Source organism: Pseudarthrobacter sp. HLT1-3, from assembly GCF_059383535.1.
In genome coordinates this window covers 37,356-63,484 of record NZ_JBWZCJ010000025.1, presented here as the reverse complement: position 1 = coordinate 63,484, position 26,129 = coordinate 37,356, and the positions used below count along the sequence as shown (strand labels likewise).

Annotated in this window: 23 protein-coding genes and 2 tRNA genes; 20 read left to right on the top strand and 5 right to left on the bottom strand. The window is 68.4% G+C overall.

Annotation, left to right across the window (positions count from 1 at the left end):
* The first annotated feature begins 136 nt into the window (after nt 1–136).
* The 5 genes from AC50X9_RS18395 to AC50X9_RS18375 all read left to right on the top strand — a co-directional run bounded on the left by AC50X9_RS18395 (nt 137) and on the right by AC50X9_RS18375 (nt 4,734).
* A complete protein-coding gene (locus AC50X9_RS18395; protein ID WP_494895921.1) occupies nt 137–511 on the top strand; it encodes a DUF1304 family protein in 375 nt (124 codons plus the stop codon).
* A 97-nt stretch (nt 512–608) separates the two neighbouring features.
* Nucleotides 609–1,382 (top strand): MBL fold metallo-hydrolase, encoded by a 774-nt coding sequence (locus AC50X9_RS18390; RefSeq protein WP_494895927.1) that lies wholly within the window; start codon nt 609–611, stop codon nt 1,380–1,382.
* A 136-nt stretch (nt 1,383–1,518) separates the two neighbouring features.
* Nucleotides 1,519–2,295 (top strand): fumarylacetoacetate hydrolase family protein, encoded by a 777-nt coding sequence (locus AC50X9_RS18385; RefSeq protein ID WP_494895919.1) that lies wholly within the window; start codon nt 1,519–1,521, stop codon nt 2,293–2,295.
* A gap of 130 nt (nt 2,296–2,425) precedes the next feature.
* On the top strand, nt 2,426–3,958 hold the full coding sequence (gltX, locus tag AC50X9_RS18380) for a glutamate--tRNA ligase (protein WP_494895915.1): 1,533 nt from the start codon (nt 2,426–2,428) through the stop codon (nt 3,956–3,958).
* Complete coding sequence (locus AC50X9_RS18375; protein WP_494895909.1) at nt 3,958–4,734, top strand: HAD family hydrolase; 777 nt, start codon at nt 3,958–3,960, stop codon at nt 4,732–4,734. Before gltX ends, AC50X9_RS18375 begins: the two co-directional genes overlap by 1 nt.
* Before the next feature lie 32 nt (nt 4,735–4,766).
* Here AC50X9_RS18375 and AC50X9_RS18370 read toward each other — a convergent pair whose 3' ends face one another.
* Complete coding sequence (locus tag AC50X9_RS18370; protein ID WP_494895907.1) at nt 4,767–6,254, bottom strand: hypothetical protein; 1,488 nt, start codon at nt 6,252–6,254, stop codon at nt 4,767–4,769.
* 332 nt (nt 6,255–6,586) lie between these two features.
* Between AC50X9_RS18370 and AC50X9_RS18365 the strand changes: the two genes are divergently transcribed.
* The 4 genes from AC50X9_RS18365 to AC50X9_RS18350 all read left to right on the top strand — a co-directional run bounded on the left by AC50X9_RS18365 (nt 6,587) and on the right by AC50X9_RS18350 (nt 10,317).
* A tRNA-Gln gene (locus AC50X9_RS18365) sits at nt 6,587–6,658 on the top strand.
* Nucleotides 6,659–6,788: 130 nt separating this feature from the next.
* A tRNA-Glu gene (locus AC50X9_RS18360) sits at nt 6,789–6,861 on the top strand.
* Between the two features lie 100 nt (nt 6,862–6,961).
* Complete coding sequence (locus AC50X9_RS18355; RefSeq protein WP_494895905.1) at nt 6,962–8,704, top strand: dynamin family protein; 1,743 nt, start codon at nt 6,962–6,964, stop codon at nt 8,702–8,704.
* On the top strand, nt 8,701–10,317 hold the full coding sequence (locus AC50X9_RS18350) for a GTPase (protein WP_494895903.1): 1,617 nt from the start codon (nt 8,701–8,703) through the stop codon (nt 10,315–10,317). The genes AC50X9_RS18355 and AC50X9_RS18350 overlap by 4 nt, the downstream gene beginning before the upstream one ends.
* A gap of 62 nt (nt 10,318–10,379) precedes the next feature.
* Here AC50X9_RS18350 and AC50X9_RS18345 read toward each other — a convergent pair whose 3' ends face one another.
* Together AC50X9_RS18345 and AC50X9_RS18340 are read right to left on the bottom strand one after the other, a co-directional pair.
* The gene (locus AC50X9_RS18345; RefSeq protein WP_494895901.1) at nt 10,380–10,916 is read right to left on the bottom strand and encodes a DUF1697 domain-containing protein; all 537 of its coding nucleotides are present in this window, start codon (nt 10,914–10,916) and stop codon (nt 10,380–10,382) included.
* 17 nt (nt 10,917–10,933) lie between these two features.
* Nucleotides 10,934–11,653: an IclR family transcriptional regulator gene (locus tag AC50X9_RS18340; protein ID WP_226776205.1), complete on the bottom strand. Its 720-nt coding sequence runs from the start codon at nt 11,651–11,653 to the stop codon at nt 10,934–10,936.
* A gap of 125 nt (nt 11,654–11,778) precedes the next feature.
* Here AC50X9_RS18340 and leuC point away from each other — a divergent pair, with 125 nt between their 5' ends.
* The 6 genes from leuC (at nt 11,779) to AC50X9_RS18310 (ending at nt 18,492) form a co-directional block, all read left to right on the top strand.
* Nucleotides 11,779–13,233: a 3-isopropylmalate dehydratase large subunit gene (gene leuC, locus AC50X9_RS18335; protein WP_494895898.1), complete on the top strand. Its 1,455-nt coding sequence runs from the start codon at nt 11,779–11,781 to the stop codon at nt 13,231–13,233.
* Nucleotides 13,234–13,302: 69 nt separating this feature from the next.
* On the top strand, nt 13,303–13,905 hold the full coding sequence (leuD, locus tag AC50X9_RS18330; RefSeq protein ID WP_494895896.1) for a 3-isopropylmalate dehydratase small subunit: 603 nt from the start codon (nt 13,303–13,305) through the stop codon (nt 13,903–13,905).
* 220 nt (nt 13,906–14,125) lie between these two features.
* Nucleotides 14,126–15,451 (top strand): UDP-N-acetylglucosamine 1-carboxyvinyltransferase, encoded by a 1,326-nt coding sequence (gene murA, locus AC50X9_RS18325; protein ID WP_494895894.1) that lies wholly within the window; start codon nt 14,126–14,128, stop codon nt 15,449–15,451.
* Between the two features lie 10 nt (nt 15,452–15,461).
* Nucleotides 15,462–16,295 (top strand): lysophospholipid acyltransferase family protein, encoded by an 834-nt coding sequence (locus AC50X9_RS18320; RefSeq protein ID WP_494895892.1) that lies wholly within the window; start codon nt 15,462–15,464, stop codon nt 16,293–16,295.
* Nucleotides 16,292–17,344, top strand: a complete 1,053-nt coding sequence (locus tag AC50X9_RS18315) for an NAD(P)H-dependent glycerol-3-phosphate dehydrogenase (protein WP_494895888.1) — start codon at nt 16,292–16,294, stop codon at nt 17,342–17,344. The genes AC50X9_RS18320 and AC50X9_RS18315 overlap by 4 nt, the downstream gene beginning before the upstream one ends.
* A 2-nt stretch (nt 17,345–17,346) precedes the next feature.
* On the top strand, nt 17,347–18,492 hold the full coding sequence (locus AC50X9_RS18310; protein ID WP_494895883.1) for a D-alanine--D-alanine ligase family protein: 1,146 nt from the start codon (nt 17,347–17,349) through the stop codon (nt 18,490–18,492).
* A 50-nt stretch (nt 18,493–18,542) separates the two neighbouring features.
* On the opposite strand, the gene AC50X9_RS18305 is transcribed toward AC50X9_RS18310, so the two are convergent.
* Nucleotides 18,543–19,046: a DUF3515 family protein gene (locus AC50X9_RS18305; protein ID WP_494895881.1), complete on the bottom strand. Its 504-nt coding sequence runs from the start codon at nt 19,044–19,046 to the stop codon at nt 18,543–18,545.
* A 216-nt stretch (nt 19,047–19,262) separates the two neighbouring features.
* Between AC50X9_RS18305 and thiL the strand changes: the two genes are divergently transcribed.
* Genes thiL through rsmD form a run of 4 tightly spaced genes read left to right on the top strand, consistent with a single transcriptional unit; the run spans nt 19,263 to nt 24,301 of the window.
* Nucleotides 19,263–20,303 (top strand): thiamine-phosphate kinase, encoded by a 1,041-nt coding sequence (gene thiL, locus AC50X9_RS18300; RefSeq protein ID WP_494895925.1) that lies wholly within the window; start codon nt 19,263–19,265, stop codon nt 20,301–20,303.
* A 22-nt stretch (nt 20,304–20,325) separates the two neighbouring features.
* The gene (locus AC50X9_RS18295) at nt 20,326–21,387 is read left to right on the top strand and encodes a DAK2 domain-containing protein (RefSeq protein ID WP_494895923.1); all 1,062 of its coding nucleotides are present in this window, start codon (nt 20,326–20,328) and stop codon (nt 21,385–21,387) included.
* Nucleotides 21,377–23,689 carry an ATP-dependent DNA helicase RecG gene (locus AC50X9_RS18290; RefSeq protein ID WP_494895879.1) on the top strand — a complete coding sequence of 771 codons (2,313 nt, stop codon included), beginning with the start codon at nt 21,377–21,379 and terminating at the stop codon, nt 23,687–23,689. The genes AC50X9_RS18295 and AC50X9_RS18290 overlap by 11 nt, the downstream gene beginning before the upstream one ends.
* Before the next feature lie 30 nt (nt 23,690–23,719).
* Nucleotides 23,720–24,301: a 16S rRNA (guanine(966)-N(2))-methyltransferase RsmD gene (gene rsmD / locus AC50X9_RS18285; RefSeq protein WP_494895877.1), complete on the top strand. Its 582-nt coding sequence runs from the start codon at nt 23,720–23,722 to the stop codon at nt 24,299–24,301.
* A gap of 106 nt (nt 24,302–24,407) precedes the next feature.
* Here the strand turns inward: rsmD and AC50X9_RS18280 are convergent, their stop codons facing one another.
* Nucleotides 24,408–25,385 (bottom strand): ABC transporter substrate-binding protein, encoded by a 978-nt coding sequence (locus AC50X9_RS18280; protein ID WP_494895875.1) that lies wholly within the window; start codon nt 25,383–25,385, stop codon nt 24,408–24,410.
* 298 nt (nt 25,386–25,683) lie between these two features.
* Between AC50X9_RS18280 and AC50X9_RS18275 the strand changes: the two genes are divergently transcribed.
* A complete protein-coding gene (locus AC50X9_RS18275; RefSeq protein WP_494895873.1) occupies nt 25,684–26,088 on the top strand; it encodes a MarR family winged helix-turn-helix transcriptional regulator in 405 nt (134 codons plus the stop codon).
* Nucleotides 26,089–26,129: the final 41 nt, after the last annotated feature.

Below are 26,129 nucleotides of genomic sequence, written 5' to 3'. Positions count from 1 at the left end.
GGCCCTCGCAGCCGGAATCTGGCACAACTGGCTGACCGGAACGCCCCGAAAACGTTCGCTGATCGCATACGACCACTGAATCCAATAGGAATTAATCATCTAGTTGCACGCCGGCCGCGGGGGCACAATATGGCCCATGACGGGACTGATTCAGGTGCTGGGCGTCATTTTCGGGGGTCTGCTGATCCTCGTCGGAATCCTTGAGTCCTTCTTCTTCCGGGACCAGCGCCTCCACCGGCTGTTCCTGATCAAGCCTGAGGAAACGGACGCCGTGCGGCTGTGGACCTTTAACCTGGGGTTCTACAACATGATCTGGGGAGTGGGCGCGATCATCGGCGCGGTCATGCTGGCAGGTCCGGAGCCCGCCGCCGGGCGGACGCTGTTGCTCTTCACCTGTCTGGGCCACGTGCTCCTCGGCATTATTTTGGTGCTGTCCGAGCGGCGGCTGTGGGCGAGCGCCATCGCCGAGGCACTCCTGCCGGCGGTTATTGCCGCCCTGCTGCTCGTATGACTGCTGTTCGTGTGACTGTTGCTCGTGCGAGCGCCGCTTCGTGTAAGAGCCGCTTCGGTGGGAAGATGGAACTGTGATTCCGGATGACCCCCGCGCCATGGTGCGCAGCACAGAGCTGACCCGCTTCAGGCTTGCCCCCAACCCGGGGCCGATGAGCCTGCACGGGACCAACTCCTACGTGATTGCGGCCCCCGGGGCGGCCGGCACCGTCGTGGTCGATCCCGGCCCGCTGGATGAGCCACACCTGGAGGAACTGGCCCGGGCCGGCGCCGTCGAACTCATCCTGATCACCCACCGGCACGCCGACCACACCGCCGCCGCCGCCCGGTTCGCCGAACTGACCGGCGCACCCGTGCGCGCCAAGGATCCCGCCCACTGCCACGGCGGAAGCCCCCTCGTCGACGGCGAAGTCATCCACGCCGCCGGGGCAGAGATCAGGGTGCTGGCGACGCCGGGGCACACCTCGGATTCGGTCTGCTTCCACCTGCCGCACGACGGCGACCGCGGCTCGGTCCTCACCGGCGACACAATCCTCGGCTTCGGGACCACGGTCCTGGACTACCCCGACGGCACCCTGGGCGACTATCTGGCGTCGCTGGACCGGCTGGAAAGCCTGGGCCCCGCCACGGTCCTCCCGGCCCACGGGCCGATGCTGCCGGCCCTGGACACGATCGTCCGCGCGTACCGGGACCACCGCGAGGACCGCCTCGGGCAAATCCGTTCAGCCCTGAAGGACCTGGGATCCGGAGCCGCAGTGGCCGACGTGGCCGACGCGGTGTACGCCGCCGTCGATCCTGCCGTGCGGCCCGCGGCGGAACTGTCCGTGGCCGCGCAGCTGCACTACCTGCGCCTGGACACCGGCACCGCCTGACTCCCAACTGGCCGCAGTTGAGGACGTTTTCACCCTCCAGAACGGCCCCTGCTGCGAGCCGGTCGGGTGCGGGAGCGCCCCGCCCGGCCGCCCCTGCAGTCCGGCACGCCCCGCGCGAGACGGTACGCTTGGAGCCATGCGTATCGCCCGGTTTGTAGTCGATTCTGATCCCCTCTACGGCATTGTTGAAGGTGAGCCCGGCAGTGAGGAAGTCACTGTCATCAACGGCGACCCGTTCTTCCACGGCGTGGAACGAACCGCCGTGCGGCACAAGCTGGAGGACGTGCGCCTGCTGGCCCCGATCATTCCGCGCAGCAAGGTCATCGGCGTCGGCCGCAACTTCGTCGAACACGCCGAGGAACTCGGCAACGAGATCCCGAAGCACCCGCTGCTCTTCCTGAAGCCCAACACGTCCGTGATCGGACCCAACGACCCGATCGTCCTGCCGGAGTTCTCCGAGGAGGTCTCCTTCGAGGCCGAGCTCTGCGTGGTGATCGGGCGGATCTGCAAAGACGTTCCCGAGGAGCGCGTCGACGAGGTCATCTTCGGCTACACCTGCGGCAACGACCTCACCGCCCGCGACGTCCAGAAAACCGACCTGCAGTGGGCCCGTGCGAAGGGCTTCGACACCTCCGCCCCGCTGGGGCCGTGGATCGAGACTGAGCTGAACACCGAGGACCTGCAGATCCAGGGCCGGCTCAACGGTGAACTGCGCCAGGACGGAAGCACCAGCCAGATGATCCGCGGCGTCCGCGAGCTCGTCTCCATCGTCTCGCAGGCCTTTACGCTGCTCCCCGGAGATGTCATCATGACCGGCACCCCGGCCGGCGTTGGACTTGTCCAGGCCGGCGACCGCTTCGAGGTCGAGATCGAGGGGATCGGCCGGCTCTCCAATCCGGTGGTCCGCCGCTAGGCAGTTCGCCGGGGTAGAAAAAGCTCCGATTTCGGACAGCACACCGTGGATCCACGGTGCGCTGTCCGTTTTCGCAGCGGAAACCCCCGGGCGCCCGCCAAGGACCGGGGTTGGTAATGTTGGTACCACTATGACTATTCCCTCCGCGCCCGGCGCCGTCTCCAGCTCCGCCCCCACCGTGACCAGCGAAGTTACCGCCGACACCCCGGTCCGCGTCCGCTTCTGCCCGTCACCCACCGGCACCCCACACGTCGGCCTGATCCGCACGGCCCTGTTCAACTGGGCACACGCCCGCCACACCAAGGGCACCTTCGTGTTCCGCATCGAGGACACGGATGCGGCGCGCGACTCGGAGGAGAGCTACCAGCAGCTGCTCGAGGCCCTGAAATGGCTCGGCATCACCTGGGAGGAAGGCGTCGAGGTCGGCGGACCGCACGAGCCGTACCGCCAGTCCCAGCGCCTGGACCTGTACAAGGACGTCGTCGCCAAGCTGATCGAGGCCGGCTACGCCTATGAGTGCTACTCCTCCCCGGAGGAGGTTGAGGCCCGCCACCGCGCCGCCGGCCGCGACCCCAAACTCGGCTATGACAACTTCGACCGCGAGCTCTCCGCAGAGCAGCTGGCGGCGTTCCAGGCCGAGGGCCGCAAGCCTGTTCTGCGGGTGCGGATGCCGGCTGAGGACGTCACCTTCACCGACATGGTCCGCGGCGACATCACGTTCAAGGCCGGCAGCATCCCGGACTACGTGATCGTCCGCGCCGACGGATCCCCGCTCTACACCCTGGTCAACCCGGTGGACGATGCCCTGATGGGCATCACCCACGTGCTCCGCGGCGAGGACCTCCTCTCCTCCACGCCCCGGCAGGTGGTGCTGATCCGCGCGCTGATGGACATCGGCGTCGCCAGCTACCTGCCGGTCTTCGGGCACCTGCCGTACGTCATGGGCGAGGGGAACAAGAAGCTCTCCAAGCGTGACCCGGAGTCCAACCTGTTCCTGCTCCGGGACCGCGGCTTCATCCCGGAGGGCCTTCTCAACTACCTTTCGCTGCTCGGCTGGAGCCTCTCCGCCGATGAGGACATCTTCACGGTGGACCAGCTGATCGAGCACTTCGACGTCAACGACGTGCTCGCCAACCCGGCCCGCTTCGACATCAAGAAGGCCGAGGCCATCAACGGCACGCACATCCGGATGCTCGACGCCGGGGACTTCCGCGGCCGTCTCGTCCCGTACCTGCGCACCGCCGGGTTCGTCGGCGACACCCTGACCGCGCGCCAGGAGGAGATCCTCACCGAGGCGGCTCCACTGATCCAGGAACGGATCTCGTTGTTGGGCGAGGCCCCCGAACTGCTCGCTTTCCTGTTCAAGAACGACGACGGGATCGACGTCGCCGCCGACGCCCGCAAGGGGCTGCCGGAGAACCTCACCGAGGTCCTCGACGCTGCCCTGGCCGCACTGGAACCGCTGGGCAACTGGACCGCGGAGAACATCCAGGCCGCGCTCAAGGAAGCACTCGTCGAGGGCCTGGGCGTCAAGCCGCGGCTGGCCTTCGGCCCGGTCCGCACGGCGGTCTCCGGCCGCCGGATCTCCCCGCCGCTGTTCGAATCCATGGTGATCCTGGGCAAGGACTCGTCCCTGGCCCGGCTGCGCGCCTTCCGCGGCTGATGACGGCCGTGCAGTCCGGATTACCGTCCGGCGAGAGGCCAGCGGCCCGCGCAGGCGCCCTAACCAGCGCCCTGGCGGCGGGTCTCGGCGGTATCCGCGGTGTGCTGTTCGACATCGACGACACCCTGGTGGATCTCGAGTTCGCCATGACGGCAGCCCTGCGGGACGTCAGCGAACACCTCCTGCCCGGCCTGGACGAGGCCGGGTGGGAGAAGTTCGGGCGGATCTTCACCCGCGAGACGACGCATTTCTACGACCGGTACCTGGCCGGGGAGCTGAGCTTCAATGAGCAGCGCCTGCTGCGGGGCCGGGCCGCCCTGGGGCACTTCGGCGTGCAGCTGGAGGAGGGCGAGCAGGCCCACCACTGGGTCAGTTCCTACGCCAGCCTGCAGCACGGCTACATCCGCGCCTTCGACGACGTCACCCCGATCCTGGATGCGCTGGATGCCGCCGGCATCCGCTACGGCGCAGTGAGCAACAACGTCCACGACTACCAGCGGGTCAAGCTGGACGCCGCCGGGCTGGAACGCATCACCGTGCTGGTCGGCACGGACACCGTTGGGGCGGCGAAGCCGGATCCCGCCATCTACCTTGAGGGCGTCCGCCGCCTCGGCATTGGTGCCGGCGAAACGCTTTATGTGGGGGACAACCGCCTCCTGGATGCGGACGGCTCGACGGCGGCAGGCCTGCTGGGCATCTGGCTGAACCGCGGCGGGGAACCGGCCCCGGGCTTTGCCGGCCGCGAGATCGGTTCCCTGCTGGAGCTGCTGGCCTAACCGCCCGCCGAGGCCTAACCGCCCGCCGAGGCCTAACCGCCCGCCGTGGCCGCGCCGGCACGTGCCCGGCGGCTCCGCAGCACCAGGAATGCCCCGACCGCGCCGAGACCCAGCACACCCACGATCCCGAGCGCGAGGGCCGCGTCGGACTGGCCCACCATGGTCGACGGCGAGACCGCCGCGGCACTCGAGTACAGGGTGCCAGTGCCCTCGGCGATCCGGGCGTTCCCGTCGGCGAGCTTGTCCGCGCCGGCGGAAAGCTCCGAAGAGCCGGCCGCCAGTTTGGTGTTGCCTTCCGAGAGCTCGGTGGCGCCGGAGGCCAGGGACAGGGATCCGCCGAGCAGCCCCGGATTTGCCGGATCCCCCGGATCGCCCTTGATGCCCGCGTTGAGCGCAACTGTGCCGTCCGCGAGCTGTGAACTGCCTTCAGTCATTTTTGCTGCGGCTTTGATCAGGCCCGGGCGCGCCGGGTCGCCCGGCACGCCGTCCATGCCTGTCCTGATCTTAGACGTCCCGTCGGCCAGCAGTTCGGTGCCCAGGACCACGCCGGGATTCTTAGGGTCCCGGCTGTTGAGCTTGTCGGCCAGGGTCGCGAAACCGCCCGTCAGCTTCTCCGTGCCCTCGTGCAACTGGCCTGCGCCCGTCTGGAGTTTGGACGCGCCGGTGTGGAGCTGGGATGCCCCGGTGTGGAGCTGGGACGCCCCTGCCTGGAGCTGGGAGGCCCCGGCATCCAGCTTGTGGGCGCCAGCCAGAATCTGCCCAATTTTGTCCTTGACCACGGCCAGCGGGACAAGCCCCTGGGCGGGATCGTTGGCCGCGGCCTGCAATTGCTCAAGGGCCTGCGCGAGCGCCGCGGTTCCGGTCCCGGCTGCAGGGTCATTGTTCTCCCCGCGGTAGCCCTTGAGCTGGATGGTGCCGGCCTTCAGCTGGGTGGTTCCGGCCTCCAGTTGCCCGGTGCCGGCCTCCAGCGCGGTGGTGCCTGCCTCCAGCTGGGTGGCGCCCGTATTCAGCTGCGTGGCGCCGTCGGCCAGGTTGTTCTTTGCATTGCCGGCGGCAGTGGGGGTCAGGGCGGCGGAAAGTTGCGCGGCTCCGGCGGCCAGTTTCCGTGCGCCGTCGTCGACCTTGTAGATGCCGGGGGCGAGCTTGTTGTTGACGTCGGTTTCGATCTTGATGGCACCCGCGGCCAACTGGCCGGCGCCGGCGTGGAGCTTCTCGACTCCGGGGGCCAACTGCTGGCTGATTCCGTCCCGGACCTTGTCGGCGCCGGCCGAGAGCTTTCCGGCGCCGGTGTCCGCAGCGCCGGCACCGGTGGCGAGCCTGCCGGCACCATCCTTCAGGTGTTCGGCGCCCGTGGAGGCCAGCCCGGCGCCCTCCTGGAGGCGGGCTGAACCATCTACAATCCGGCCGGTGACGAGGGTGTAGAACCCCAGCAGGGCGATCAGCAGCAGGGCGAGGAGTGCGATGGCGATCTGCTGGGCACGGCTGCGGGTCTTGTTGGTGGCGGCACGACTCTGTGTCACAGATGGTTCCTCTCGATGGCGGTGCCGGCAGCGGCAATGCTGCCGGCCCCCGAAGTGTGATGCAGCTAACATCCGGAAACACCCGTGAAGCTGCCCTCAGCGACGTGGGGGAGATTGGTTACTCGTTAGTAACTTACCGAGCGTAAACTTGTGGATGCCGGATTGGCAAGGGTTTTGCGGTGGCAAGGAGAGCCGCCGGTGGTCCCGGCGCCGTCCGGGCAGTGCCGGGACGCCCGATTTGTGCGGAGGAAAACTCTCGGGTAAAGTAATTACTCGTGCTGAGGCGCCGGGAGCGCGGGTTTAGACCCGGGAATCCGGCCCGAAAGTTCCATTGGGATATGGTGTAATTGGCAACACTACGGTTTCTGGTACCGTCATTCTAGGTTCGAGTCCTGGTATCCCAGCTCTGAAAAATCCGCGGATTTCCGCGGCTGATCAGGGGTTTTGGATCGGTCTGCCGATTTGAAACGCTTGCTGAGTGTATGAAACAATCGCTTAGCGCGAATGGCAGAAATGCCGTTCTGGAGAGTACGCGGCCCCATCGTATAGCGGCCTAGTACGCTGCCCTCTCACGGCGGTAACGCGGGTTCGAATCCCGCTGGGGTCACAACTGAAACGGCCCCGGGCATCAGCCCGGGGCCGTTTTTCTATATCCCCCGATCCCGTGGCGCTGAACCGGCATCGGCCTGAACTGGCATGATAAAGCCGTGAGTGAAGAATCCCACGGCCACGCCGTTGAACTGCTGGAAGCCGTCCATCGCGACCTGGCTGCCGCCGAGCTGCCGCTGGCGCTGCCCGGGGCGGACGAGGCCCGCCGGGACATCCGCAACGCCCTCGCCCAGCTCGACGATTACATCCTGCCGCGCTACCGCAGCCTGGACGCGCCCCTGCTGGCCGTCGTGGGCGGTTCCACCGGCGCAGGGAAATCGACCCTCGTCAACGGGCTCGTCGGCCACGCTGTGACGCGTTCCGGTGCAATCCGGCCCACCACGCGCCAGCCCATCCTGCTGCACCACCCCGCCGACGGGCATTGGTTCGAGGACCAGCGGGTCCTTCCGAGCCTGAGCCGGATCCGCGGCACGGTGAATCCGAATCCGCTGCCCGCCAGCCAGGCCGGTCCCACCCCGGACGCGGGAGCGATCACCTCGCTCGTGCTGGTCTCCGATACCGCGGTGCCGCAGGGAATCGCGTTGCTGGACGCACCCGACGTCGACTCCATTTCCGCGGACAACCGCAGGCTCGCCGGGCAGCTGCTCGCGGCCGCCGACCTTTGGGTCTTTGTCACCACGGCCAACCGCTACGCCGACGCCGTCCCGTGGCGCCTGCTGCTCGACGCGGCCTCCCGCGACATCATGGTCGCCGTCGTGCTGGACCGGGTGCCGGCCGCTGCCGAAGCCGAGGTCAGCGCCGATCTGCAGTCCATGCTCAGCAGGGAAGGCCTGGGCGGGGCCCGCCTCTTCGTCATCCCGGAGGCGGCCCTGGACCCCCTGGGAATGCTCCCGCCGTCCGTGGTGGAGCCGTTGCGGCGCTGGCTGCAGGAGCTCGCTGCGGACGCCGCCGGCCGGGCTGCTATTGCCCGCCGGACCCTTACGGGGACCGTCAAGGCCCTGGGCAGCCGCGTGGAGGCGGTGGCGGAGGCCGCCGTCGCGCAGGAACACGCCGCCGACGTCCTCGCCGGGGACGCCCGGGACGCCTACCAGGACGCCGTAGCCAGGATCCTGGAGGCCACCCGGGACGGCGCGCTCCTGCGCGGCGAGGTGCTGGCCCGCTGGCAGGACTTCGTGGGCACCGGCGAGTTTTTCCGCGCCATGGAGCAGAACATCGGCCGCTTCCGCGACCGGGCCGGAGCCTTCTTCCGCGGTGAACCGGCACCGGCGGTGCGGGTGGAAACCGCGATCGAAAGCGGCCTGCAGGCGGTCATTCTCGATGAGGCCGCCAACGCGGCCGAAGCCACGGACGGACGCTGGCGCTCCGATCCTGCCGGCCGCCAGTTGCTCGGCGGCGACGACCTGTCGGGAACCTCGGAAGGCTTCGCAGACCAGGCAGCCGCCGAGATCCGGGCGTGGCAGGGGAGCCTCATGGAACTGATCAAGACCGAAGGCCAAGGCAAACGCACTCAGGCCCGCTGGTTGTCCTTTGGGATCAACGGCCTCGGCGCCGCCCTGATGATCGTGGTGTTCTCGATGACAGCGGGGCTCACCGGGCTGGAGATCGGCGTCGCGGGCGGCACCGCCGTCGTCGGACAGCGGCTGCTGGAAGCAGTGTTCGGCGAGGATGCCGTCCGCCGGCTGGCCAAGACGGCCCGCGAGGATCTCCACGCCCGGTGCCAGCGACTGCTCCAGGCTGAACAGCAGCGGTTCCTGGCCCGGCTGGAGATCTCCGGCGGGGTCCCTCCTGCAGTGCTCGCCGGCCATGCCGCGGCGCTCCGCCGGCTGGCGGCCTCCGCGTGAGCCGCCACGGCATCGCCGCCGAGGCCTCCCGGCTGGACCGCCGGCTTGACGCCCTGAACGAGGCCCGCGAGCTCGCCGCCGGCGCGCTCCCGGAGGACGTCCTGGCCGGCGTCCTCCAGGTGCTGGACCGGGCAAGCTCCCGGCGTTCCCTCTCGGCGGACCACACCGTCGTCGGGTTCTTCGGGGCCACCGGCAGCGGAAAGTCCTCGCTCTTCAACGCCGTCAGCGGGGCGGAAATCGCGACGGCGGCCGCGCGGCGGCCCACGACCTCGGAGCCGCTGGCCGGTATCTGGGGAGCCGAGGGCAGCGACGAGCTGCTGGACTGGCTCGAGGTCCGGAACCGGCACCACGCCACCCCGGTACCGGGTTTCGCCGATGAAGGCACCGGCCTGATCCTGCTCGACCTGCCCGACTTTGACTCCACCCGCGCCGCGAACCGCGAGATCGTGGAGCGGATGGTCGGACTCGTGGATGTCCTCGTCTGGGTGCTTGATCCGCAGAAGTACGCCGACGCCGCCGTGCACAATGATTTCCTCACGCCGCTTGCCTCCCACGGCGCCGTCACCCTGGTGGTGCTCAACCAGATCGACCGGCTTCCGGCGCACGAGGTCGGACCGGTGCTGGAGTCACTTAAGAGCATTTTGGCGCGCGACGGGCTGGGCAAAGTGCAGGTCATCGGCGCCTCCGCGGTGGTGGGAACCGGGGTGGACAAAGTCCGGGCCGCCATCCGCCAGGTGGCCTCGCAGCGGCAGGCGCAGTCACAGCGCCTCGGCGCCGACGTTACCCGGGCCGCGGACCGGCTCGCCGAGGCCTCGGGTCCGGGCGGGGCGCCCGGGGTCAAAGCCTCGTCAAAGGCCCGTCTGGCCGAGGAACTGGCCGTCGCGGCCAACGTCCCGGTGGTGGTGGACGCCGTGGTCCGGTCCTACCAGCTGGAGTCGACCCGCCGCACCGGCTGGCCCGTCACCCGTTGGCTGGTCCGCTTCCGGCCCGACCCGCTGCGGCGGCTGAACCTGCGGCGGGAGGGTGCCCGGCCGGACCTCAACCGCACCTCGCTGCCGCCGGCCGGCGCCCCGGAACGTGCCCGAACGGATGCCGCGGTCCGGGAATTTGCCGACGCCGCCTCCGCGGGCGCCCCAGGCCCCTGGCGCTCCGTGATCCGGGGAGCCGCCCGGGAGGGCCGGGAGCAGCTGCCCGACGCCCTGGACCAGGCGATTGCCTCGACTGAGCTGAAGGCCGGATCCACCGCCTGGTGGTGGTCCCCGTTCAACGTGGTGCAATGGCTGGCACTGCTGGCGGCCCTCGGCGGATTTGGCTGGCTCGGGGTCCTTGCCGGGCTGGCCTACCTGCAGTTTCCCGTCCCGGAGGTGCCGCTGGTGGAGGGCTGGCCGCTGCCGACCGTGATGATCGCCGGGGGAGCGCTGCTGGGAATTGTCCTGGCCATCCTCGCCAGGTTCATCGCGGGCGCCGCCGCCCGGGCGCGGGGCGCGGCGGCCCGGAAACGGCTCAGGGCCTCGGTCGCGGCCGTGGCGGAAGACCTGGTGGTGGAGCCCGTGGCGCTGGAGGTCAGCAGGCTGGCGTCCTTCACCAAGGCCCTCCAGGCGGCGGCACGCTGACCGGCCTTTGACGCCGCAGCCGTGCCGCAGCCGTGCCGCGTCAAAGACTGTGAAGTGGTGCGCTAGGCCCGGGCCGCGGCGTCGCGGACCTTGATCATGGTACGCAGGTTGCGGGTGGTGGTGGAGGCCTTGTACTTCGGCTTCGAGGACAGCTTGCTGAACGGGCTGTCCAGGGTGCCGCCGGCGGGTGCCAGCCATGCCAGGGCTTCGGGGCCGAGCCGGGTCAGCTCGGCCCCGTCCAGGGCGGTGCCGGCCTCATGCAGCCCGGCAAGGACATCGGCGTCGGAACCGAGGGTCAGGTAGGTGTGCGTGGACGTGTCGTCCGCGGGGTAGGGACAGGCCGCCACCAGTTCGGCGACCCGTTCCGCGGCCAGGACCACCACCCAGGCGTCATAGCCGAAGGCTTCCCGGAGGCAGGCCTCGAATTCCTGCTTGACACCGGCGGCGGACAGCTCACTGGTGAGCACCACATTTCCGCTGGCCAGGAGCGTTTTCACCGCCGAAAACGGACGGGACTTCAGGGCTTCCTTCAGTTCGGCCATCCTGATGGTGATGCCGCCGACATTAACCCCGCGCAGGAACACCGCATAGCTGCTCATGCGGACAGCCTATGCCGTCAGTCGCTGGTCTTGCGCAGGGCCTCGGTCAGCACGCGGGCGGCGTTGCACACCACTTCGGCGTGCAGCCGGCCCGGCTGGCGGGTCAGGCGTTCAATCGGGCCGGAGATCGACACCGCGGCGATCACGCGGCCGGACGGGCCGCGGACGGGGGCCGACACCGAGGCGACCCCGGGCTCGCGTTCGCCGAGGCTCTGGCCCCAGCCCCGCCGTCGTACCCCGGCCAGGACGGTGGGCGTAAAGCGGGCGGCCTGCAGGCCCTCCAGGAGCCGGTCGTGGTCCTCCCAGGCGAGCAGCACCTGGGCGGCGGAGCCGGCCTTCATGGACAACTGGGTGCCCACCGGAATGGTGTCGCGCAGGCCGATCGGGCGCTCGGCGGAGGCGACGCAGACGCGCCACTCGCCCTGCCGGCGGAAGATCTGGGCACTCTCACCGGTGGCATCGCGCAACTGCATCAGGACCGGTCCGGCGGAGGCGATCAGGCGGTCCTCGCCGGCAGCGGAGGCAAGCTCCACGAGGCGGCTGCCGAGCACAAAACGGCCCTGGATGTCACGGCTGACCAGCCGGTGATGGACCAGCGCCAGAGCGAGCCGATGCACGGTGGGCCGCGCCAGCCCGGTGGCAGCGACAAGCTGCGCCAGGGTGGTGGGCCCGGCCTCAAGTGCGTCAAGCACATGGGCCGCTTTATCGATGACACCGACGCCACTAGAATTGTCCATGTAATGATATTGCCGTCTCAATATCTGAGATGCAAGTCAACCCGCTGGCGCAGGAAGCGGGCGGGCTGGTTCAGTAAGAGACAACAAGCCGGCAAGTACGAACACCGCAGTGAAGGGAGAAGGCCGTGGCAAAGACACTGGCCGAGAAAGTCTGGGACGCGCACGTGGTGCGCAAAGGCGACGGCGAGGGAGCCAACGCCCAGCCAGACCTTCTTTTCATCGACCTCCACCTGGTGCACGAGGTGACCTCGCCGCAGGCCTTTGAGGGCCTCCGGCTGGCCGGGCGCCCGCTGCGCCGGCCGGACCTCACCATCGCCACCGAGGACCACAACACTCCCACGCTGGACATCGACAAACCAATCGCCGACCTCACCAGCCGCACGCAGATCCAGACGCTGCGCAACAACTGCCAGGAATTCGGTGTCCGGCTGCACTCCCTCGGCGACGCCGAGCAGGGCATCGTCCACGTCGTCGGCCCGCAGCTCGGCCTCACCCAGCCCGGCATGACCGTGGTCTGCGGCGACTCGCACACCTCCACGCACGGGGCCTTCGGCGCCCTCGCGATGGGCATCGGCACCTCCGAGGTCGAGCACGTCATGGCCACCCAGACGCTGTCGCTGAAGCCCTTCAAGACCATGGCCATCAACGTCGACGGCACCCTGCGGCCCGGCGTTTCCGCCAAGGACATCATCCTGGCAGTGATCGCCAAGATCGGCACCGGCGGGGGACAGGGGTACGTGCTCGAATACCGCGGCTCCGCGATCCGCGCGCTGTCCATGGAAGCCCGGATGACCATCTGCAACATGTCCATCGAGGCCGGCGCCCGTGCCGGACTCGTCGCGCCGGACCAGACCACCTACGACTACATGTTCGGCCGCCCGCACGCGCCGCAGGGCGCCGAGTGGGATGCCGCCGTCGAGTACTGGAACACCCTGCGCACCGAGGACAACGCCGCCTTCGACGTCGAGGTGGACCTCGACGCCGACACGCTCGAGCCGTTCGTGACCTGGGGAACCAACCCCGGCCAGGGCGTCTCGCTGTCCGCGAAGGTGCCCTCGCCGGAGGACTTCGGCGACGAGAACGCCAAGGCCGCCGCGGAACGTGCGCTGCAGTACATGGGGCTGGAAGCCGGCACCCCGATGAAGGACATCCGGGTGGACACGGTCTTCCTGGGCTCCTGCACCAACTCCCGGATGGAAGACCTCCGCGCCGCCGCGGACATCATCCGCGGCCGCACCAAGGACCCCAACATCCGGATGCTCGTGGTCCCCGGCTCCGCCCGCGTCCGGCTCGAGGCCGAGGCCGAGGGCCTGGACACGGTCTTCAAGGACTTCGGTGCCGAATGGCGCTTCGCCGGCTGCTCCATGTGCCTGGGCATGAACCCGGACCAGCTGGAACCGGGGGAGCGCTGCGCCTCCACCTCGAACCGCAACTTCGAGGGCCGCCAGGGCAAGGGCGGACGCACCCACCTGGTTTCCCCGGTCGTGGCCGCCGCCACGGCGGTGCGCGGCACGCTGAGCGCGCCGTCGGACCTGGACCCCGTACCCGGGTCCGCCGCGGTCCGTTCCGACGCCGCCTAACGGGCCTGCCCGAATCCACACAGCTCAGAGCCACACTGCTCAGATCCACACAGCCAAGAAGGATCCGCCATGGAAAAGTTCACCACCCACACCGGCATCGGCGTTCCGCTGCGCCAGAGCAACGTCGATACGGACCAGATCATCCCGGCCGTCTACCTCAAGCGCATCACCCGCACCGGCTTCGAGGACGCACTGTTCGCGGCCTGGCGCAAGGACCCTGCGTTCATCCTGAACCAGGAACCCTTCAACGCCGGCTCCGTGCTCGTAGCCGGCCCTGACTTCGGCACCGGATCCTCCCGGGAGCACGCCGTCTGGGCGCTGAAGGACTACGGCTTCAAGACCGTGCTGTCCGCACGCTTCGCCGACATCTTCCGCGGCAACTCCGGCAAGCAGGGCCTGCTCGCCGCCGAACTGGCCCAGGATGACATCGAACTCATCTGGAAGGAGCTGGAGAACGCCCCCGGCACCGCGGTGACCGTGGACCTGGTCTCCAAGACCGTCCAGTGCGGCAACATCGTGGCGCCGTTCGAGATCGACGACTACACCCGCTGGCGCCTCCTCGAGGGCCTGGACGACATCGGACTGACCCTCAAGCACGAGGAAGACATCACCGCCTTCGAGGCCACCCGGCCTTCGTTTATGCCCAAAACCCTGCCGGCCAAGCTTTCCTGACGCGCCGCGCGCCCACACCAACGCGGGGTCATTTACGGCCGGTCCCGGCCCCCGGGACCGGCCGTAAATGACCCCGCGTTGCTTGGTTTTCGACGGCGGCCGCTGGGGCGGCGGGGACATCCCGGCGCGCGCCGTATTTCAGATCGGTAACGCTAGCTCCTATGCTTAGCTGGTGCCTTTGTAAGGATTTGGGGGCGAGTAGTCGTGAGGAAACCGGTATATGAGTAGTGTTCTGACAATCCGCGGAGGCGTCCCGCTTACTGGCCGCGTCACCGTGCGGGGGGCCAAGAATCTTGTCCCCAAAGCCATGGTGGCTGCCCTGCTGGGCAATGAGCCGTCCGAGTTGCGCAACGTTCCTGAAATCAAGGACGTCGAGGTTGTCACCAGCCTGCTCCAGCTCCACGGGGTCACCGTCGAGAAGGACCCGGTCACCGGGGACCTGACCCTCGACCCGACGAACGCCAAGACCGCCTCCCACACGGCGATCGACGCGCACGCCGGTGATTCCCGGATCCCGATCCTGCTGTGCGGGCCCCTGATCCACGCGATCGGCGAGGCCTTCATCCCGGACCTGGGCGGCTGCAAGATCGGTGACCGCCCGATCGACTACCACCTGAACGTGCTGCGCCAGTTCGGCGCCGTGGTGGAGAAGCGTCCCGGCGGCATCCACATCTCCGCGCCCGGCGGTCTCAAGGGCGCCAAGATTTCGCTGCCGTACCCGTCCGTCGGGGCCACCGAGCAGGTGCTGCTGAGCGCCACGAGGGCCGAGGGCATCACCGAGCTCTCCGGTGCGGCCACCGAGCCGGAGATTGTCGACCTCATCGCCGTGCTGCAGAAGATGGGCGCGATCATCAGCGTCCAGACGGACCGCACCATCCGGATCGAGGGCGTGCCGGACCTGGGCGGCTACAACCACCGCGCCCTCTCGGACCGCAACGAGTCGGCGTCCTGGGCGTCCGCGGCGCTGGTTACCCGCGGCGACATCTTCGTCGAGGGCGCCACCCAGCGCGACATGATGACCTTCCTCAACACCTACCGCAAGGTCGGCGGCGGGATGGACATCGGCGACGACGGCATCCGCTTCTATCACAAGGGCGGCAAGCTCAACCCGCTGGTCCTCGAGACGGACGTGCACCCCGGTTTCATGACCGACTGGCAGCAGCCGCTCATTGTCGCCTTGACCCAGGCCGAGGGCGTGTCGATCGTCCACGAAACCGTGTACGAGAACCGCTTCGGCTTCACCGAGGCCCTGATCCGGATGGGGGCGAACATCCAGGTCCACCGCGAATGCCTCGGCAGCGTCCCGTGCCGCTTCGGCCAGCGCAACTTCCTGCATTCAGCCGTAATTTCCGGCCCCACCCAGCTGACCGGCACCGACATTGACGTGCCGGACCTGCGGGGCGGCTTCAGCCACCTCATCGCGGCGCTGGCCGCCAACGGCACGTCTCGGGTCACCGGAATCGACATCATCAACCGCGGCTACGAGCGTTTCACCGAAAAGCTCGCGGGCCTGGGCGCCGACTTCGACATCACCACGGCCGAGTAGCGGGCAGGACGTGAAGGAAACGGCCAGGAGCCGAATCACTTTTGTCGTCGTTGCCGGGATTGTCCGGCCGACCATGAACTTCCTGATGCGGAAGGAATGGATCGATCTGGAGAAGCTCCCCGCCGGCGGCTTCATCGCAGCACCCAACCACTGCACCGAAATCGATCCGCTGGTGGTGGCGCACATGCTCTACAACCAGAAGCGGATGCCGCACTTCCTCGCCAAGGCCGGGCTCTTCAAGGTCCCCGTCCTGGGATTCGTGCTGCGCGCCACCAAACAGATCCCGGTGGAACGGTCCTCGGCGGGTGCCAACCGCTCGCTGCAGATAGCCAAGGAAGTGGTGGATGAGGGCGGGGCCATCATCATCTACCCCGAGGGCACGCTGACCCGGGACCCGGCGCTGTGGCCGATGAAGGGCCACACCGGAGCCGCACGCATGGCGCTCGAAAGCGGTATTCCCGTGGTGCCGATGGCGCACTGGGGGGCCCACGAGGTGCTTCCGCGCTATGCCAAACGGATCCACCTCCTGCCGCGGAAGACCTCCCGCCTGATCGTGGGCGACCCCGTGGACCTCAGCGCCTTCGCCGGACGGCCGCTGGACAAAGCCACCCTCACCGAGGCCACCAACGTGATCATGGATGCCATCACGGAACTCCTGGCCACCCTCCGCGGCGGACAGCCCCCGCTGGTCCGGTGGGACCCTGCTGCCCACAAACAGTCCACGCACGGCCGCTTCACCGACCCGGAGGACTCAACCGGCGGCACGCGCAGCGGCTCTGCCAGCGGTGCTTCAGGCAACGCGTCCGACGCCGGGAATGTCACCGACGCGGACGGCGCCACATGACAGGCGACTTCGGCGGAGCATCCTCCGCAGCCACGGTGGCCGTGCTCGGCGCCGGCTCCTGGGGAACAACCTTCGCCAAGATCCTCGCCGACGCGGCCGACGCCTCCGGCGTGGACCGCGAGATCCGGCTCTGGGGCCGGCGCGCGGAAGTTGTCGACCAGATCAACCTGAAACACCGGAACGAGCAGTACCTCAGGGACATCGCCCTTCCGCCCAGCATCACCGCTTCCACTGACGTTGCCGAGGTCCTCGCCGGGGCTGAGCTGGTGGTCCTGGCCGTGCCGGCCCAGACCCTGCGGCTCCAACTTCGCCAGTGGAAGGACCTGCTGGCGCCCGGCGCCGTGGTGGTGTCGCTCATGAAGGGACTCGAGCTGCACTCCGACGCCCGGATGAGCGAAGTCATCTCAGAGGAACTCGGCATTCCCGCGGGCCGGATCGCGGTCGTCTCCGGACCCAACCTGGCCATGGAAATCGCCCGCGAAGAACCCACCGCCTCCGTCGTGGCCTGCTCCGACCCGGCCGCGGCCGGCTGGATCGCCCGCAGCTGCACCGCGCCGTACTTCCGCCCCTACACCACGGGCGACGTTGTCGGCGTCGAAATCGGCGGAATCGTCAAGAACATCATCGCCCTCGCGGTCGGCATCTGCGAAGGCAAACAAATGGGCGACAACACGAAGGCCTCGGTGATAACCCGCGGCCTCGCAGAGACCTCCCGGCTGTCTCTGGCCCTCGGCGGGGAGGCCCGGACGATGGCCGGGCTGGCCGGCCTCGGCGACCTCGTGGCAACCTGTTCCTCGCCGCTGTCGAGGAACCACACCGCCGGGCGGCTGCTGGGCAAGGGACTGACCCTCGATGAAGTGGCTGCCGAAATGACGCAGACGGCCGAGGGGATCAAATCCGCCCAGGCCGTGCATGAACTTGCCGGCAAACTGGGTGTCGAGATGCCCATCACCGCGGCCGTCGTTGCCGTGCTGTCCGGAAAACTGTCCGTTGACGAACTGGGGCCGCTGCTGCTGTCCCGGGACCTGAAACCTGAAGGCGATAACTGAACGTGTCTGAAGTAAACGGAAGCACAGACGGCCCACCCGTCCCGGCACGGCCCCGCGTGGCTGTGCTGTTCGGCGGCCGTTCCAGCGAACATGCAGTCAGCTGCGTGACGGCGGCCGGTGTCCTGGGTGCCATCGACCAAACGAAATACGAGGTCATCCCGATCGGGATCGCCAAGTCCGGCCAGTGGGTACTGGCGTCCGGCGATACCCACGACTGGTCCCTCTCGGCCTCATCCCTGCCCGAGGTTGCCGCCTCGGGCAGGACGGTCACGCTGGCCGAAATCGGCGGCGAACACCAGCTGATTGTGGCCTCCCCGAACGAAATCCCGCAGGAACTGGGCGCCGTGGATGTTGTGTTCCCGCTGCTGCATGGCCCGTTCGGTGAGGACGGCACCATCCAGGGCTTCCTGGAACTGTCCGACACCCGCTACGTGGGCGCCGGCGTGCTGGCGTCCGCCGTCGGCATGGACAAACACTTCATGAAGGTGGTGTTCGAATCCGCCGGACTCCGGGTGGGTCCGTACATTGCCGTCACGGACCGTCAGTGGCGTAGGGATCCCGAGACCGTCCGCAAGCGCGTGGACCAGCTCGGCTTCCCGGTCTTCGTCAAGCCCGCGCGGGCCGGCTCCTCCATGGGCATCTCCAAGGTGGACTCGATCGACGGCCTGGATGCGGCGATCGAGGCCGCCCGCCTGCATGACCCGAAACTCGTCATCGAGGCCGGCATTGTGGGCCGCGAGATCGAATGCGCGGTGCTGGAGGGCCGGGGGACCGACGCTCCCCGGACGTCCATGCCCGGAGAGATTTCCGTGGCCGGCGGCGGGCACGAGTTCTATGACTTCAACGCGAAATATGTGGACGACGCCGCGGCCCTGAGCTGCCCCGCCGACCTCCCTGACGAAGCCATCGCCCGGGTCCGCGAGCTGGCCGCCGTCGCGTTCGACGCCGTCGGAGCCGAGGGACTGAGCAGGGTCGATTTCTTCTACACGGCCGAGGGTGACCTGATCATCAACGAGATCAACACCATGCCCGGCTTCACGCCGAAGAGCATGTACCCGCAGATGTGGAAGGCCTCCGGGCTCAGCTACGCGGAACTGATCGACGAACTGATCTTCCTGGCGCTGCACCGCAAGACCGGGCTGCGGTAGCGGGCAGCCCGGCCCGCTACCGCAGCGGCTGACGGCCGGGCTGCGGCAGGCTACTGGCCCGTCGGGAGGTTCTGCAGGTCCGCCTGGCCCACGCAGTTACGCGAAGCCGGCACCTTCGCGGCCGCGGCCGCTAGCTCGGCGGTAACTGTGGCGGAGCTGATCTTATCCGGGTCCAGCAGGATCTCGGTGGCCGGTTCGCGCCCGAAGGTGGTCAGGGTCCACACCGGGTCGCCCTCCTTGATGACCCAGTCGACGCCGTTCACACTCATGCAGGGGTCCGTCGTCGGCCCCGGCACGTTGACCCCGCAGCGCAGGATTACGAGGGACGGATCGCCCCAGGCGGCGGTGGCCTGGCTGTTGGTCTTGCGCAGCTTCGCCTCGCCGATCGCATCCGGCAGCGCCACCATCATCGGGGCGCAGGCGGCGTTCGCGGCGTCCTTGGCGGGAGCGACGTCGACCACCGGAGAGCAGCCGCTCAGCAGGACGCCTGCGGCAGCCGCCGCGGCAAGAATTCGGAGCGGACGTGCGGAAGCCGGGAAACGTAAGCGCTGCATTCTTTAAGCCTATCCCGGTGCGCGCGGACGGCCGTACGGCCCGGCAGCAGCAGAAAATCAGCAAACATGAAGAGACCACAGACCGCCGCTGTCACCGGCTCGCGGTAGCGTTGGGCTGTGCCTGAACACGAGACTGCCCCACGCTCCGAAACGACCCAGCCCGAAGCAGCCCCGCCGGAAGTGGCCCCGCCGGAAGTGGCCCAGCCCGGAGTGGCCCTGCCGCACGCGGCCGGGAGCACGCCGCCGCTGACCGTGGCGGAGCTCTCCGAATCCCAACTTCTGGGACGCATCTTCCCGCGCCTGCACTACGGCCAGGAACACAACCCGTCGCTGATCCTGGGCCCGGGCGACGACGCCGCAATTGTGGCTGCACCGGACGGCCGGGCAGTCCTCAGCATCGACACCCAGGTGGCCGACCAGGACTTCCGGCTGGAGTGGAACAACGGCTACCGGACCACCGGTTACGACGTCGGCTGGAAGGCCGCCGCGCAAAACCTCAGCGACATCAACGCGATGGGGGCCCGGGCCACGTCCCTCGTGGTCAGCCTCACCATGCCGCCGGAAACCAGGGTGGCCTGGGTTGAGGACTTCGCCGACGGTCTCAGTGCCGGCATCCGGGAACTCGGCGCCCCGGACTGCGCCGTGGCCGGCGGTGACCTTGGCCGGGGCCGGGAGCTCGCGGTCAGCGTGGCGATTCTCGGCACGCTCGACGGCCAGGCAGCCGTGCTGCGCTCCGGCGCCCGTCCGGGAGACACGCTCGCTCTGGCCGGCACCGTGGGCCGCGCTGCCGCCGGTCTCGCGCTGCTGGAATCGGCAATCCCGGTCGGCGGCCTAAACCGGGAACAGCGGACCCTGATGAACACCCAGTGCCGGCCGGTTCCCCCGCTCGGAGCGGGCCCGCTGGCCAGGGAATCCGGAGCCACGGCCATGATGGACATTTCCGACGGACTGGTCCGCGACGGTGACCGGATGGCGTCCGCCAGCCACGCTGTCCTGAACCTGGACGCGTCGGTCCTGGAGCAACTGGCGCTTCCTTTGCTGCCTGCCGCCGAACTCCTCGGCCTGGATCCGATGGGATGGGTGCTCGGCGGCGGCGAGGACCACGGGCTGCTGGCCACCTTCCCGCCGGGCGTTCAGCTGCCTTCCGGTTTCACTGCGATAGGCTCGGTGGAAGCCCCTGCACCAACCGGCGGCGCGGGCGTAACGATAGCGGGCAGGCCCGCTGACACTGTGGGATGGGATCACTTTGCAGACTAAGATTGCCGCGAACGCGCAAGCGATGAAGCGGTGGTTGAGCAAGGCAGAAACAACCCTTGGTAACCACAGTGACCGCCTGAACGCCATCAACATCTTCCCCGTCGCGGACGGCGATACCGGCACCAACCTCTACCTGACGGTGCGCGCCGCCGCCCAGGCACTTCACTGCCTGGACACTGCCGCGATTCCCCTGGTCAGCGCTGACCCACCACCCCGCACTGTCGGTCCGCCGGATCCGGCCCAGAACGACGTCGGCGCCATCCTTGCCCGGGCTGGCCTGGCAGCGCTGGAAAAGGCCCGCGGAAACTCCGGCACACTCTTCGCCGTCTTCCTCTGCGCCGCAGCCGAGCCCCTCGCCGGCCACTACCGGCTGAGCGCGCCGCTGCTGGCCGCCGCGCTGAACCGAGCCCAGCTCCGGGCCTGGTCCGCGTTGAGCGACCCGGTTCCCGGCACCATGCTGTCCGTGATGGAAGCCGCCGCCCGCGCCGCAGCGGCCGTGGACTCCGCGCACGACGGCGACGACAGCAACCACACGCTCGGACTGGCCCTCGACGCCGCCGTGAACGCCGCCGTCGCGGCCGTTGTGCGCACCGAGGACCAGCTGGAGGCGCTGCATGCCGCCCACGTGGTGGATGCCGGCGGCGTCGGGATGCTGCTGATCCTGGACTGCCTCCGTTCCGCCGTTCTCGGCGAGGAACTCCAGGACCAGCTGCTGGACGGGCTGCACGGCTACGACGTCCAGGCCCCCCACATCCACGCCGGCATGCCGCGGGACGAGGGCGTGGAGGTCATGTGCACCATCACGCTGTCCCCGCTCGACGCCGCGATGCTGCGCCAGCGGCTCGACGCAATGGGCGACTCCGTCATCATGAGCCAGGTCGGCGGCGCCGCGGACGAATCCGGCGCCTACCGGTGGCGTGTCCACGCCCACGTGCCGGCCGCCGATCCCGCCGTGGCCCTGATCCGCTCCCTGGGTGAACCTTCGGACATCAGCATCACCGAGCTGGCGGTACCGGACGCTGAACCCGTCGACGCCGGCACACCCGGACCCGCAGGACAGGCCCGCGACGGACATGAACGCTAAACCGGGCAGCGCTGAAGCTGGCAACGCTAAACCGGACAACCCTCAACCGGGCAGCGCTGAAGCCGGCGGCGAACTGGGGCTAAATCTGGAACGCCGGATCGGCAAGCGTTCCGCCACGCCGATCGAAAAACACCTCGGCATCACCACCGTCGGCGGACTGCTGAACTATTTCCCCCGGCGCTATTTCAATCGCGGCGAACTCACGCCCATCAGCGAGGTTCCGCTCGACGAGGAAATCACCCTCATCGCCCGGGTGCTCTCCAGCAGCACCCGGTCCATGCGGGCCCGCCGTGGCTCGCTGACCGACGTCGTGATCACCGACGACGCTGCTGCCCCGGGCACCGGGATGGGCGCCGGCACCCTGAAGGTCAGCTTCTTCAACGGCCAACGGGCCAGAGCCGAACTTCACCCCGGCCGCCGGGCCATATTCTCCGGAAAGGTCACCCGCTACCAGGGCGCCCTCTCGATGACCAACCCCGAGTACCGGTTGCTCGACGACGATCCGGACAGCCCCGGGATCGATCCGGAGAAACGCGCAGCCATGCCCATGCCGGTGTATCCGGCCACCGCGAAGCTGACCAGCCTGGCCATCGAGAAGGTCATCGCCACGCTGCTGGACACCGCGGACCTGGACGCCGTGCCCGACCCGCTCCCGGCGGACATCACGGCACGGGAGAAGTTCCTGCCGGTCGCGGACGCCTACCGGATGATCCATACCCCGCTGAACCCCGCCGACTGGCAGCTGGCCCGGGACCGCTTCCGTTACCAGGAAGCCCTCGTGCTGCAGTCCGCCCTCGCCCGGCGCCGCGCCCAGCTCGCCGCGGAGGAGGCGACCGCACGCAGGCCCGCGGCCGAGGGGCTGCTGACCGCCTTTGACCGGCAGCTGCCGTTCACCCTGACCGCCGGCCAGGCTGCCGTCGGGAAGACCCTGGCCGCGGAGCTCGCCCAGGACTCGCCGATGAACCGCCTGCTCCAGGGCGAAGTCGGCTCCGGCAAAACCATCGTGGCCCTGCGCGCCATGCTGCAGGTGGTTGACGCCGGGGGACAGGCAGCCCTGCTGGCCCCCACCGAGGTCCTCGCCGCCCAGCACTTCGAGTCGATCCGCCGCACGCTCGGGCCGCTGTCCCGGGACGGGCTGCTGGGGGGCCTCGGCCCGGACGCGGTCCAGGTCACGCTGCTGACCGGCTCCATGCCCACCGCGGCCCGGAAACAGGCCATGCTGGACGCCGCCTCCGGAACCGCCGGGATTGTCATCGGCACCCATGCCCTGCTCAGCGACAACGTCTCGTTCTACGACCTGGGCCTGATCGTGGTGGATGAACAGCACCGCTTCGGCGTCGAACAGCGGGACGTGCTCCGGTCCAAGGCCAGCAAGCCCCCGCACCTGCTCGTCATGACGGCCACTCCCATCCCCAGGACCGTGGCCATGACCGTCTTCGGCGACCTCGAAACCTCTATCCTCGACGAACTTCCGGCCGGCCGCGCGCCGATCACCACCCACGTCGTCGGACTCGCGGAGCATCCGGCATGGGCCTCGCGGATCTGGACCCGCTCCCGGGAAGAGATCGACGCCGGGCACCAGGTCTACATCGTCTGTCCCAAGATCGGCTCGGACGACGATGGCGACTTCACCCCCGGCGAGGCTGAACCGACCGCCGCGGACCTCGACGGCGACAGCGGGGCACGCGAACTGGCTTCCGTCACCGCCGTCGTGGACCAGCTCCGGGACGAACCGGCCCTGGCCGGGGTGAGTGTGGCAGCGCTGCACGGCCGGCTGGACCCGGTGCTGAAGTCCGAAACGATGGCCTCCTTCACCGCCGACCAGACCAAGCTCCTGGTCTCCACCACCATGATTGAGGTGGGCGTGGACGTCCACAACGCCACGCTGATGGTGATCCTGGATGCGGACCGCTTCGGCATCTCGCAGCTCCACCAGCTCCGCGGCCGGGTGGGCCGCGGCGGGCTGCCGGGCACCTGCCTTCTGGTCACCTCGCTGGAACCCGGCCACCCGAGCCGGCGCCGGCTCGACGCCGTCGCGGCCACCACCGATGGCTTCGCACTCTCCCAGGAGGATCTCAAGCTGCGCCGTGAAGGCGACATCCTGGGCGCCTCCCAGTCCGGCGGCCGGTCCACCCTGAAGCTGTTGCGGGTCCTGGAACACGAGGACGTGATCGCCCGCGCCCGGCAGGACGCCTGGCGGATTGTCGGCGGCGACCCGTCGCTGGGCGCGCACCCCGTCCTCGCAGCGGCGATCGACGCATACCTGAACCCGGAAAAGGAGGCGTTCCTTGAACGCGGCTAACACGATCCATCCCTCCCGGGCGGCCCGGCCATGAGCCGCATCATTTCCGGGGCCGCGGGCGGCACCACGCTGGTCAGCGTCCCCGGGTCCCTGACCCGGCCCACCACGGACCGGGTCAAGGAGGCGCTCTTCTCCCGGCTGGACGCGTTCGAGGTGATCGCGGACGCCCGCGTGCTGGATCTCTACGCCGGCTCCGGTTCGCTCGGCGTGGAAAGCGCCAGCCGCGGCGCGCAGAGCGTGGACCTGGTGGAATTCGACGGCAAGGCCAGCGAGGTCTGCCAGCGAAACGCGGACCTGGTCAACACCGTCGCGGGGCGCAAGGTCGTCACCGTGCACCGCTCCAAGGTCGAATCGTTCCTGGAGCGGACCCCGGAGCCCGTCCGCTGGGACCTTGTCTTCCTGGACCCGCCCTACCCGCTGGACGAACCGGCACTGGCCGGTGTGCTGGCCAAGCTGCTCCCGCACCTGGCCGAAGGCGCCGTCCTCGTCGTGGAGCGCTCATCCCGGACGCCCGAGCCGGCCTGGCCGGACGGGATGGAGCGGTTCGCGGAACGCAAGTACGGCGAGACGAAGCTCTGGTTCGCCGAACCGGCCGTGGAGACCGGTGACTAGGCCTTTCTGCTAGACCCCTTTGGCGGTTGATTTCCGTCAGGCTGCATACGATGACGACGACGGCGGGGCCTCCCGCCGTCGTCGTCTTCCGCTCACCCGGCAGCCGCTATTTCAGGATCGTGCCCGAAACGTCCGGCGTTGAGGGCACAATGCCGTACTTGGCCATCAGCTCGCCAAGTTTGCCCAGGGTGGGTTCATCCAGCTGGCCGTTGAATGACTCCAGCCGCAGGTCCCTGGCCACGGCCTCCGGCATCTTCATGAACACGGGCAGCAGTGCCCGGACCTTGTCGGGATTGCTCTGCGCCAGGGCCAGGGTCTCCGTCATGGCCGCCTTGAAGTCAGCAACCACCTGCGGATTCTGCTGGGCGTAGTTGCCGCTTGTGAAGGTCACCATGGTGGGCAGGCCGGGCAGCGCCGCCTGGTTGTTGTAGGTCACCAGCTTGTTGCCTTCCGCCAGCAGCTTTGAGAGGAACGGTTCGGGAACCCAGACAGCATCCACGTTCCCCTGGGCCAGCTGGGCCCCCATGTCCTGGAACGGCAGTTCGAGGAACTGGACCGCGTTGGGATCGCCGCCCTGTTTGGATACGACTTCCTTGATGGTCAGGTCGCCCTGCGCATTGATGGTGTTGACCGCGACCTTCCTGCCAACAAGGTCCTTGGCCGAGGTAATGCCAGAGTCCGCCTTGGCGACGACGCCATTGATGTCATTTCCGGTGGGGAGGGAGTTCGAGTATCCGGAGACGATCTTCATGTCCAGGCCCTTGTTCTTGGCCAGGAGTACGGACAGCGGGTTTCCCACGGAGAAGTTCATGGTTCCAGTGGAGACGGCGGGAAGCATAGCCGCGCCGCCCTGTCCGCTCTGCAACTCAACCTTCAGCTTGTGCTTCGCAAAGATCCCCTCGTCGATGCCCAGCTGCACGGCAGCGGACGGCGCAATCGAGATCACACCGACGCTGACGTTGCGGACACCATCGCCTCCGGCGGCCGAGGTGTTCGAGGTGGACCCGGACGGCGACCCGCCGCCGCAGCCGGTGAGCAGCAACGCTGCGGCGACTCCGACGACAGCAAATTTAAGTCGGTTCATAACATTCCACTTCCTTGGGGCGAGTTATTGGAGGATCGGGGCACTTAGGCGGACAAACGCCTGTCGGGCAGCTCCGATGTTACATAATGACAACCTGTATGATTGATGATGTCAATGATTATTTTTTCAACTATTTTTTCGGAGGCAGCTGCCGGGGTATCGTTGAGGCCGTCAAGCGTTTTCAGGAGCCAACCAGAAGCTGCGAGGGCCCGTGGCCGCATCAACTCGGCATGACGAGGACGCTCGGGAAAGCGCATCGGTTCCGGCCGTCCCCGACCGCCTTCTCACCAGCGATCTGGTGAACGAAATAGAATTCCTGGCAGCGCGGGCGCGATCTCTGGGCAGCGGCCACGCCAATGCCATGCTGGCCTCGCTGGATCTGAAGGTGCGTTCCTACTCGGTCCTGGCGATGGCATGCAGTGACGTGGAGCCATCGCAGCGCGAGCTCGCAGATTTTCTGCGCTTGGATCCCAGCCAGATTGTCTCCCTGGTTGACGCGCTCGAACAGCGCGGGCTGGTTTTTCGCGGGGCCGATTCCCGCGACCGGCGGTCCAAGGTCATCCGCCCGACGGCAGCCGGCTTGGAGCTGTATCAGCGTGCCGCGGCAGCAGTCCGGACGGCCGAAAATACGTCCCTGGCGCCCCTCGACGAACCCGAACGAGATCAGCTCCGCGTCCTGCTGCGGAAGATCGCCTTCGGCTGACGTCCCACCTTCGTCACGGCGGCCGTTGCGGCCCTGAACCG